Consider the following 8,989-nt stretch of genomic DNA (forward strand, 5'->3'; position numbering starts at 1 on the left):
CGGCGAAAGCTGTCGCAAGGAGCCTTTTCATGTCGCCTTACATCCGGCTCGCCGAACTGGGCCTGACGCTGCCCGAGCCGCCGAAGCCGATCGCCAATTTCGTCACCCACGCCGAGAGCGGACGGCTGATCTTCCTCTCCGGCCAGGGGCCATTGCGCGCCGATGGCACGCTTTGCACCGGCAAGGTGGGCGAGGACGTCACGGTGGAGGAGGCTTATGGACATGCCCGTCTCACCGGCCTGAACCTGCTCGCTGTCATGCATGCCGCAGCGGGCGACCTCGGCCGCATCGTGCGCGTCGTCAAGCTGCTGGGTTTCGTCAACGCGATCCCGACCTTCAGCGACCATCCGAAGGTGGTCAACGGCTGCTCCGATCTTTTCGCCGAAGTCTTCGATAGTATCGGCGGGCACGCCCGCTCGGCGATCGGTGTTGGCTCTTTGCCGGGAAACATCACGGTCGAAATCGAGGCGGTCGTCGAGACCGCCGCCTGACGTCTACCAACGGGACCTCTAGAGATGAAAACCTATTCCGAAAACGGCTCCAACACGACAATTCGTCAACGACTCGGCCTTCGCCCGATCATCAACGTTTCCGGCACGATGACGGCGCTCGGTGCCTCGATCATCGTCCCGGAAGCGATCGCCGCGATGTCGGAAATCGCGTCGCAGTGGGTGGAGATGGACGATCTGCAACGCGCCGCAAGCACGATCGTCGCGCGCCTCACAGGGGGCGAGGCCGGCTTCGTCACGGCTTGCTGCGCCAGCGGCATCACCATGGCGATTGCCGGCACGATGACCGGCACCAACCTTCTGGCGATCGAGCGGCTGCCGGACGATACCGAGGGCCTCAAGTCGGAGGTCATCGTCCAGCTCGGCCACATCGTCAATTACGGCGCGCCGATCGACCAGTCGATCCGGCTTGCCGGGGCCAAGGCCGTACCGGCCGGCACGGTCAGCGTGACGCAGGATTATCATGTGCGCGAGGCGATCCGCGACCGCACCGCGGCCGGCCTCTATGTCGTTGCGCATCACACAGTGCAATACGGCATGCTCTCGCTCGAGGAATTCTGCGAGATCTGCCACGCCAAGGGCGTCCCGGTGATCGTCGACGCCGCCTCGGAATACGACCTGCGCGGCTTTTTCGCACGCGGCGCCGACATCGTCGTCTATAGCGGGCACAAATTCCTCTCGGGACCGACTAGCGGCATCGTGACGGGGCGCAAGGATCTGGTGCGTGCTGCCTATCTCCAGAATCGCGGCGTTGCGCGGGCGATGAAGGTCGGCAAGGAAAGCATCGCCGGCACCATGGCCGCGCTGGAGGCCTGGGAGCGTCGCGATCACGCCGGCATCCGCAAGCGGGAGGATGCGGCCTTGCATCTGTGGGAGGAGGCATTGCAGGGCCTGCCCGGCATCGCCGCGCATATTATTCCCGATCCGACCGACAATCCGCTCGACCGCCTGCAGGTGTTTGTTACGCCTGAGAGCAGGTTCAGCGCCGCCGGCCTTGCCTCGGCGCTGGCGGCAGGCTCGCCTCCTATTATCGTGCGCAACCACGAGGTCGAGCGCGGTCACTTCTTCCTCGACCCGTGCAATCTCCATCCCGGCGAGGCGGAGATCGTCGCCGAACGCCTGCAGGCTGTGCTGAACGCAACCGACCGCCCGGCGGATGCGATGAAGCCGGCTCGCAAGGACACCGCCGGCGCGTTGCGCTGGCCGGATTAGGTGACGATGGCGCCATGCGCCCGAATGGGCGTAGAGGCATCGCATCCTTGCCGTCGATCCCGAATTCCGCTAATGCGCGCCTTTGCCGCCGGGAGCAGAAGCTTGGACGATCAACGCGCCGACGTCGCCATCATCATGGGCAGCCAGTCCGACTGGGCGACGATGCGCCACGCCGCCGAAACGCTGGAGGCGCTGGGCATCCCGCACAAGCGGCTGATCGTCTCGGCCCATCGCACCCCCGACCGGCTCTATGACTTCGCCAAGGGCGCCAAGGCGGCCGGTCTTCGGGTGATCATCGCCGGCGCCGGCGGTGCGGCGCACCTGCCCGGCATGACGGCGGCAATGACGCCGCTCCCCGTTTTTGGCGTACCGGTGGAATCGAAGGCGCTTTCCGGACAGGACTCGCTGCTCTCCATCGTGCAGATGCCGGCCGGCATTCCGGTCGGCACGCTGGCCATCGGCAAGGCGGGCGCCACCAATGCCGCCCTTCTGGCCGCTGCCGTGCTGGCGCTGACCGACGAAAAGCTCGCTGCCCGGCTCGACGCCTGGCGCGCCGCCCAGACCGCCAAGGTCGCCGCCGAGCCGACGGACACGCCATGAGCCTGCCCGCGGGATCGACCATCGGCATCATCGGCGGCGGCCAGCTCGGCCGCATGCTGGCCATGGCATCGGCCCGCCTCGGCTACCGCACGGTCGTGCTGGAACCGCAGCCGGATTGCCCGGCGGCACAGGTCGCAAACCGGCAGATCACCGCTGCCTACGACGATACGGCAGCGCTCGCCGAACTGGCTGCAGTCAGCGCCGTCGTCACCTACGAGTTCGAGAACGTTCCGGTCATGGCCGCCAGCGCGCTTGCCGTCACGGTCCCGGTCTATCCGCCGGCGCGCGCACTGGAAGTGGCGCAGGACCGGGTGGCAGAGAAGAAATTCCTCAACGGCATCGGCATTCCCACCGCGGATTTCTGTCCCGTCGACAATGACGACGAATTGACGGCGGCCCTGAAAAAGTTCGACGGCAGCGGCATATTGAAGACGCGGCGCATGGGCTATGACGGCAAGGGCCAGCGTGTCTTCCGCAACATGGAAACGGGCGGCTTTGCCGGCACCTGCGAGGCGATGGGCAACGTGCCGTTGATCCTCGAATCCTTCGTCGCCTTCGAACGCGAGATTTCGGTGATCGCGGCGCGCGGCATAGACGGTTCGCTCGCAGCCTACGACCCGGCAGAAAACGTCCACCGCGACGGCATCCTGCACAGCTCGACCTTGCCAGCCAGGATAGGCTCCGAAACCGCCGCTGCGGCGCAGGCAGCAGCAGCAGAGATACTTGCCGCACTCGACTATGTCGGCGTCATCGGCATCGAGTTCTTTGTCCTTGCCGACGGCGCGCTGCTGGCCAATGAGATCGCGCCGCGTGTTCACAATTCCGGCCACTGGACGGAAGCCGCCTGCATCGTCTCGCAGTTTGAGCAGCATATTCGTGCTGTCGCCGGCCTGCCCTTGGGAAATCCCGGCCGCCATTTTGACTGCGTCATGGAAAACCTGATCGGCGACGACATCCTGCGCGTCCCAGCGCTGCTCGCCGAGCCTGACCTGATGCTGCATCTCTATGGCAAGGCCGAGGCGCGTCCCGGCCGCAAAATGGGCCATTTTACGCGAATGAGCCGTCGCCGCTGAGGCTATTGGACGGCGCCGCTCTAACGCCGTCGATAGAGCAGAAACTCAAAATCCGCCGCACCATGAAGCATGCTGCGGTTGACACGGGCAAGGCTCCTCGTTTATGAGCCACGCACAAGTTGAGAGGCGCGCTTTCCGAGCGCGCCTTAATAATTCGGCCCAAGCGGGCCCAGACCGACGGGCAAGACCATGAAGATCAAGAATTCGCTCAAGGCGCTCAAGGCGCGTCACCGCGACAACCAGCTGGTTCGCCGCAAGGGCCGCGTGTACATCATCAACAAGACCGCTCCGCGCTACAAGGCGCGCCAGGGCTGAGTCTTTTCGCGTGGAGGCCTGCCTCCACGCTTGCATGATGTAATTGCTGGCCTCCCGGCCCTCTCACGCTAAATTCAGTTTGACGATCTGCCGTCCGGGGTTAGATTCTCGGCCATGCGGATTCGTTTTGCATTCTTCGCGGCGCTTTTTCTTTTCGGCTCCGCCGTACCTCCGGCTCAAGCGGAGGACACGGTCGCCCCTCCGATTGCCACGACCAGGGAGGCAAGGCTCGACCAGCTGTTTGTCGACCTGAAGCGCGAGCGCAACGAAAAAGCCGCAGAGCGCATCGCCGCGCGCATCTCGAACGAGTGGGTGCAATCCGGCAGCGCCTCGATCGACCTGATGATGCAATGGTCGCAAAAGGCGGTCGAAGAGAAAAAGTTCGACGTGGCGCTCGACTTCCTCGACCAGGTGGTGACCTTGCAACCGGCCTATGCGGAAGGCTGGAACCGGCGCGCCACCGTACATTTCATGATGAATAATTTTGGGAAATCGATGGCGGACATCGACCGCACGCTGCAGCTCGAGCCGCGCCATTTCGGCGCGCTGTCCGGCCTGGCACAGATCATGGCCGTAACCGGCCACAAGGAATCGGCGCTGGAAGCCTGGCAGCGCGTGCTCAGCATCTATCCGATGCTGCGCAGCGCCCAGGATCAGGTCGCCACGCTTTCGGAAGAACTTGCCGGCGAAGGGATTTGATGCCGGTGGACCAGTGCGCCTGGCTGCGACGCTCCACGGCAATTTCAACATTGCTGCCGTTCTTGCAGTGCTGCTTGTCGGTGAGCGCGAGGTGTGGTTTCCTGTCTAGGGTTGGAGCGGTTCGGCAATCATGATCGCAGCTTACATCGACGAATTCATAATGTTTTGCGCCGGTCTATGGATGTCGGGCGTCGGCTACGGGTTCTTTCAGCTGCCGAACCAACCCCAAACCGGACAACAGACTTGGCTGGCACGCCTTCCCAGCCATTTCAAATGGATGGGACCGCTCTTGCTGATAATCGCGATCGTGCTCGCCGTCGCCTCACCTTCTTGATCGGCAATAAGTCGCTACGCTCCCAGTCCCATCGAGGCGAGGCTTCAGCTTGGTGAATTCGGCGTGAGCGGCCTAAAGCCGTCGCGTTTGAATGGATTCTTGCGACGCGCTTTAAGTCTTTGTTTTTACCCAAATCGCTGCGCATCTTTGGGTGATTTGCTCTAGCGCCTGATCTGGGCGTCTGAACCGACATAGGCGATGCGCAGCATGTTGGTGGAGCCCGGCGTCCTCAGCGGCACGCCGGCCGTGATGATGACCCGGTCGCCCGGCTTGCCGAACCCTTCGTCCAAAGCGATGCGGCAAGCGCGGTCGACCATGTCGTCGAGGTCGATGGCATCGGGCGAGACGACACAATGCGTGCCCCACAAAAGCGACAGCCGCCGCGCCGTGTTGACAATCGGCGACAGCGCGACGATCGGCACCTGCGGCCGCTCGCGCGCGGCGCGCAGGCCGGTCGTGCCCGACGCCGTATAGCTGATGATCGCCGACAGTTTCAGCGTCTCGGCGATTTCGCGGGCGGCGAGCGAGATGGCGTCGGCGCCGGTCGCTTCAGGCTCCGAGCGCTGTGCATTGATGATGCCGGCATAGGTCGGGTCGGTTTCGACCTTGCTGGCGATGCGGTTCATCATCGCCACCGCCTCGACCGGGTAGGAGCCGGCCGCGGATTCGGCCGAAAGCATGATGGCGTCGGCGCCTTCGAACACGGCGATCGAGACGTCCGACACTTCGGCGCGGGTCGGCACTGGCGCGGTGATCATCGATTCCAGCATCTGCGTGGCGATCACCACCGGCTTGCCGGCGCGGCGCGCGGCGCGGGTGATCTGCTTCTGGATGCCGGGCACGGCTTCGAGCGGCATTTCAACGCCGAGATCGCCGCGAGCAACCATCAGTGCGTCCGAAAGTTCGATGATCTCGGCCAGCCGGGCGACGGCTTGCGGCTTTTCGATCTTGGCCATGATGAGTGCCCGGCCGCGCGCGATCTTGCGCGCTTCCGCCAGATCCTCCGGACGCTGCACGAACGACAGCGCCACCCAGTCGACGCCGGTGGCCAGCACCGCATCCAGGTCCCTGCGGTCCTTTTCGGTCAGCGCGCCGACCGGTAGGTCGGTGTCGGGCAGGCTGACGCCCTTCTTGTCGGAGATGGTGGTGCCGGCGACGACGGTGCAGACGATCGCCTTGCCGTCGCTTCTCACCGCCTTCAGCTCGAGCTTGCCGTCATCGATCAAAAGGCGGTGACCGGCCTCGACCGATCTCAGGATTTCGGGGTGGGGCAGATAGACCCTGGTCGAATTGCCGGGCTCGGGATTGTCGTCGAGCGTGAACGTCTGGCCGAGTGTCAGCGCCTCCTTGCCGTTGGCGAATTTGCCGACCCGCAGCTTGGGCCCCTGCAGGTCGGCGAGAATGCCGATCGGCCGGCCGACCGCTTTCTCGACGTTGCGGATGCGACCGACAAGTGTGCGCATCAATTCATGATCGGTGTGGCTCATATTGATGCGAAACACGTCGGCGCCGGCTTCGAAGAGCTTCTTCAGCATGTCCTCGGAGGAGGAGGCCGGACCGATGGTGGCGAGTATCTTGACCTTGCGGCTGCGTCTCATTGACTGTTTGTTCCCGGGGCGGCTGGAGCGCCCCCCGTTGCGGGGTCATCGGTCAGCTGGACCATCCAGCTTGCCTGCTCGCCCGTGTCATATTCCTGGAATCCGGCGCGCTGGAAGCCCCGAGCGACGCAATCGGCAACGCCGGCGATCTTGAACTCTTTTTCAGCCACGCACATGTTGATCGGGCCATCCCAGCGCCCGCCACGCTCGGCGTCTTCTGCATAAAGATAGTAAAACCTTGATGACAGCGGCCCTTCGATCAACGTCTTGCAGCTCGATCCCTCGATATGCCACCAGCCCTCGGTGATCCAGCCGGCCTTGGCGCGATAGCCGATGCCGACGCCGACCAGATTCTGCGTGGCGTTGCAGACACGGAAATCGGCGCGCGCGGGCGAGGCAGCAACCATCGCGGCGAGGCCCACGGCAAGGGTCAGGAGCGGCATGGCGAAGCCGTAGCGCACGCGCGACTTGCCGGCGGAACCCATCCTGAAACCCTTCAAGAACCACATTTGCATCTCTCAACGCCCCTTTTCGGAAAAGTCCGGGCGCATGTCAACGCGCCCTTTTGCTCAATTCCAATCGATTTAGAAAGGCTCCGGCGCATGGTCTGTCACCTTCCGCCAGATTTCCGTAGAAACCGTGGCCAAACGACGGCATTGCGCACGCGTCCTCTTCGTGGAATGACGATACCACCCTCCCCGGAAGCCAGCGAACAGACCATTTCCCGCCAATGACCCGATCCACAGTTTTCGCGCCTTTCGACATCGTCGAAGGCGACCGTAAGAGAGGCATCGTGCTCCTGGCCGATCACGCTCGTCGCGACCTGCCGGAGGACTATGGCAGCCTCGGCCTGCCGGCGGCGGAATTCGACCGCCATATCGCCTACGACATCGGTGTCGAGACAGTGACGCGCGAGCTGGCCGTTTTGCTCGGCGTGCCGGCGGTGCTCGCCAACTTTTCGCGGCTTCTGATCGACCCCAATCGCGGCGAGGACGATCCTACGCTGATCCGCCAACTCTATGACGGCACCGTCATTTCGGGAAATTATCCGCTCGCCCCGGAAGAACGTGAAAGGCGGATCGATCGCTTCTACCGGCCCTATCACGATGCGGTCGGCGCAATGATCGCCTCGGTGGCCCAGGCTTCCGCGAGTGCGCCCTTCATCTTTTCGGTACATTCCTTCACCCAGTTCATGCAGGGCTTCGTGCGCCCCTGGCATGTCGGTATCTTGTGGGATCGCGACGACCGAGTGGCGCGACCGCTGATCGATATGCTGGCCGCCGACAAAGACCTCGTCGTCGGCGATAACGAGCCTTATGACGGCGCGCTACGTGGCGACACCATGTTCAGGCATGCCATCGTCAACGGCTTTGCTCATGCGCTGATCGAAATCCGCCAGGATCTGATCGCCGATCGGAAGAATGCAGGCGCCTGGGCCGAACGGCTGGCGCCGATCGTTGACGCGATAAACAGCCGTCCCGATATACATCAGGTCAAACGATTCGGCTCGCGCACCGGGCCGCTGTAAGGAGAGCCCGAGGAGGCCAAGAACACATGACCGAACTCAGCGACGAGCAAAAACGCGATTTCGAAGCCGCCGCCTTCCGCCGGCTGGTTGCGCATCTGCGCGAACGCACGGACGTGCAGAACATCGACCTGATGAACCTCGCTGGCTTCTGCCGCAACTGCCTCTCCAACTGGTATCGCGACGCCGCCGAGGCCGAGGGCGTCGATCTCAGCAAGGACCAGTCGCGCGAGATCATCTACGGCATGCCCTATGCCGAATGGCAGACGCTCAACCAGCTTGACGCCTCCGATGCCAAGAAGGCGGAGTTCGAGGCAAGACGCCCCAGAGATCATTAGGATCGCTGAACGACCGAGTTCGGCCCGAGCCGGTCAGCGCAAAGCGAGAGGAACGCTGCGAAGGGAGGAGAGCATCATGTCAACAGTCAAGGACGTCTTGCGCGAGCTCGCCGCGCTCGAAGATCCGAAGATGCGCGAGGCCAATGAACGCCGTGGCGACGATCACGGTGTGAACCTCACCCATCTTCGCGCTCTCGCCAAGCGATTGAAGACCCAGCATGACCTCGCACTTCAGCTCTGGGCTACAGGCGATACCGCCGCGCGCCTTGTCGCGACCCTGGTGTGCAGGCCGAAGGCCTTCTCTGCGGCCGAGCTCGACACGATGATAAGCGACATCCGCTCTCCCAAGCTGCTCGATTGGTTCATCGTGAACGTGGTGAAGCCCGGTCGCCACGCCGAAGAACTTCGTCTGGGCTGGAAGGACGGCGACGACCTTGTCGGTCGAGCAGGCTGGAGCCTGACGACCGAAAGGGTCGTCAGGAACGCCGAGGGCCTCGATCTCGATGCCCTGCTCGACCAGATTGAGAAGGAGCTGAGGAAGGCGCCTGCTCAGAAACAATGGGCAATGAACCACTGCCTCGCCGAGATCGGCATTCACCACCCGAAACTTCGAACGCGAGCAATCGGGATTGGCGAACGGCTCGCTGTCTTCATCGACTATCCTGCATCACCCGGCTGCACGCCACCTTACGCACCGATGTGGATCGCCGAGATGGTTCGCCGACGCGAGGGAACGAGAGGTCCATGAAGGAAGCTTTTGGCTTGGCCCAAGCACTTTCAGCCCTG

The 8,989-nt window shown here is 63.4% G+C and carries 12 protein-coding genes; 10 read left to right on the forward strand and 2 right to left on the reverse strand.

Annotation, left to right across the window (positions count from 1 at the left end; genetic code table 11):
• The first annotated feature begins 29 nt into the window (after nucleotides 1–29).
• The 7 genes from EOB36_RS12000 (at nucleotide 30) to EOB36_RS35110 (ending at nucleotide 4,742) form a co-directional block, all read left to right on the forward strand.
• Nucleotides 30–491 (forward strand): RidA family protein, encoded by a 462-nt coding sequence (locus tag EOB36_RS12000; protein WP_095487314.1) that lies wholly within the window; start codon nucleotides 30–32, stop codon nucleotides 489–491.
• Nucleotides 492–515: 24 nt separating this feature from the next.
• Nucleotides 516–1,721 carry an aminotransferase class V-fold PLP-dependent enzyme gene (locus tag EOB36_RS12005; RefSeq protein WP_095487316.1) on the forward strand — a complete coding sequence of 402 codons (1,206 nt, stop codon included), beginning with the start codon at nucleotides 516–518 and terminating at the stop codon, nucleotides 1,719–1,721.
• A gap of 102 nt (nucleotides 1,722–1,823) precedes the next feature.
• Entirely contained in the window at nucleotides 1,824–2,321 is a 498-nt protein-coding gene (gene purE / locus EOB36_RS12010) for a 5-(carboxyamino)imidazole ribonucleotide mutase (protein ID WP_095487669.1), read from the forward strand.
• The gene (locus EOB36_RS12015; protein WP_095487318.1) at nucleotides 2,318–3,394 is read left to right on the forward strand and encodes a 5-(carboxyamino)imidazole ribonucleotide synthase; all 1,077 of its coding nucleotides are present in this window, start codon (nucleotides 2,318–2,320) and stop codon (nucleotides 3,392–3,394) included. The genes purE and EOB36_RS12015 overlap by 4 nt, the downstream gene beginning before the upstream one ends.
• Before the next feature lie 189 nt (nucleotides 3,395–3,583).
• Nucleotides 3,584–3,709, forward strand: coding sequence for a type B 50S ribosomal protein L36 (gene ykgO / locus EOB36_RS12020; RefSeq protein ID WP_006327841.1), 126 nt, complete (start codon nucleotides 3,584–3,586; stop codon nucleotides 3,707–3,709).
• A gap of 114 nt (nucleotides 3,710–3,823) precedes the next feature.
• On the forward strand, nucleotides 3,824–4,408 hold the full coding sequence (locus EOB36_RS12025; RefSeq protein ID WP_128284922.1) for a hypothetical protein: 585 nt from the start codon (nucleotides 3,824–3,826) through the stop codon (nucleotides 4,406–4,408).
• Between the two features lie 130 nt (nucleotides 4,409–4,538).
• Complete coding sequence (locus tag EOB36_RS35110) at nucleotides 4,539–4,742, forward strand: hypothetical protein (protein ID WP_095487322.1); 204 nt, start codon at nucleotides 4,539–4,541, stop codon at nucleotides 4,740–4,742.
• Between the two features lie 161 nt (nucleotides 4,743–4,903).
• Here the strand turns inward: EOB36_RS35110 and pyk are convergent, their stop codons facing one another.
• Both pyk and EOB36_RS12040 read right to left on the reverse strand, forming a co-directional pair.
• Nucleotides 4,904–6,340, reverse strand: a complete 1,437-nt coding sequence (pyk, locus tag EOB36_RS12035) for a pyruvate kinase (RefSeq protein WP_095487324.1) — start codon at nucleotides 6,338–6,340, stop codon at nucleotides 4,904–4,906.
• Nucleotides 6,337–6,783 carry a DUF1036 domain-containing protein gene (locus tag EOB36_RS12040; protein ID WP_245329986.1) on the reverse strand — a complete coding sequence of 149 codons (447 nt, stop codon included), beginning with the start codon at nucleotides 6,781–6,783 and terminating at the stop codon, nucleotides 6,337–6,339. The genes pyk and EOB36_RS12040 overlap by 4 nt, the downstream gene beginning before the upstream one ends.
• Nucleotides 6,784–7,070: 287 nt before the next feature.
• Between EOB36_RS12040 and EOB36_RS12045 the strand changes: the two genes are divergently transcribed.
• The 3 genes from EOB36_RS12045 (at nucleotide 7,071) to EOB36_RS12055 (ending at nucleotide 8,951) form a co-directional block, all read left to right on the forward strand.
• The gene (locus tag EOB36_RS12045; protein WP_095487326.1) at nucleotides 7,071–7,868 is read left to right on the forward strand and encodes an N-formylglutamate amidohydrolase; all 798 of its coding nucleotides are present in this window, start codon (nucleotides 7,071–7,073) and stop codon (nucleotides 7,866–7,868) included.
• Between the two features lie 26 nt (nucleotides 7,869–7,894).
• Nucleotides 7,895–8,203: a DUF1244 domain-containing protein gene (locus tag EOB36_RS12050; protein WP_095487328.1), complete on the forward strand. Its 309-nt coding sequence runs from the start codon at nucleotides 7,895–7,897 to the stop codon at nucleotides 8,201–8,203.
• 76 nt (nucleotides 8,204–8,279) lie between these two features.
• Nucleotides 8,280–8,951, forward strand: a complete 672-nt coding sequence (locus EOB36_RS12055) for a DNA alkylation repair protein (protein ID WP_127206704.1) — start codon at nucleotides 8,280–8,282, stop codon at nucleotides 8,949–8,951.
• Nucleotides 8,952–8,989: the final 38 nt, after the last annotated feature.

The organism is Mesorhizobium sp. M6A.T.Cr.TU.017.01.1.1 (genome assembly GCF_004023115.1).
GTDB lineage: Bacteria > Pseudomonadota > Alphaproteobacteria > Rhizobiales > Rhizobiaceae > Mesorhizobium > Mesorhizobium mediterraneum.

Coding starts and splice junctions, on each gene's coding strand:
- EOB36_RS12000 (WP_095487314.1), top strand. CDS start 30: ATGTCGCCTTACATCCGGCTCGCCGAACTGGGCCTGACGCTGCCCGAG.
- EOB36_RS12005 (WP_095487316.1), top strand. CDS start 516: ATGAAAACCTATTCCGAAAACGGCTCCAACACGACAATTCGTCAACGA.
- EOB36_RS12015 (WP_095487318.1), top strand. CDS start 2,318: ATGAGCCTGCCCGCGGGATCGACCATCGGCATCATCGGCGGCGGCCAG.
- ykgO (WP_006327841.1), top strand. CDS start 3,584: ATGAAGATCAAGAATTCGCTCAAGGCGCTCAAGGCGCGTCACCGCGAC.
- EOB36_RS12025 (WP_128284922.1), top strand. CDS start 3,824: ATGCGGATTCGTTTTGCATTCTTCGCGGCGCTTTTTCTTTTCGGCTCC.
- EOB36_RS35110 (WP_095487322.1), top strand. CDS start 4,539: ATGATCGCAGCTTACATCGACGAATTCATAATGTTTTGCGCCGGTCTA.
- pyk (WP_095487324.1), bottom strand. CDS start 6,340: ATGAGACGCAGCCGCAAGGTCAAGATACTCGCCACCATCGGTCCGGCC.
- EOB36_RS12040 (WP_245329986.1), bottom strand. CDS start 6,783: ATGCCGCTCCTGACCCTTGCCGTGGGCCTCGCCGCGATGGTTGCTGCC.
- EOB36_RS12045 (WP_095487326.1), top strand. CDS start 7,071: ATGACCCGATCCACAGTTTTCGCGCCTTTCGACATCGTCGAAGGCGAC.
- EOB36_RS12050 (WP_095487328.1), top strand. CDS start 7,895: ATGACCGAACTCAGCGACGAGCAAAAACGCGATTTCGAAGCCGCCGCC.
- EOB36_RS12055 (WP_127206704.1), top strand. CDS start 8,280: ATGTCAACAGTCAAGGACGTCTTGCGCGAGCTCGCCGCGCTCGAAGAT.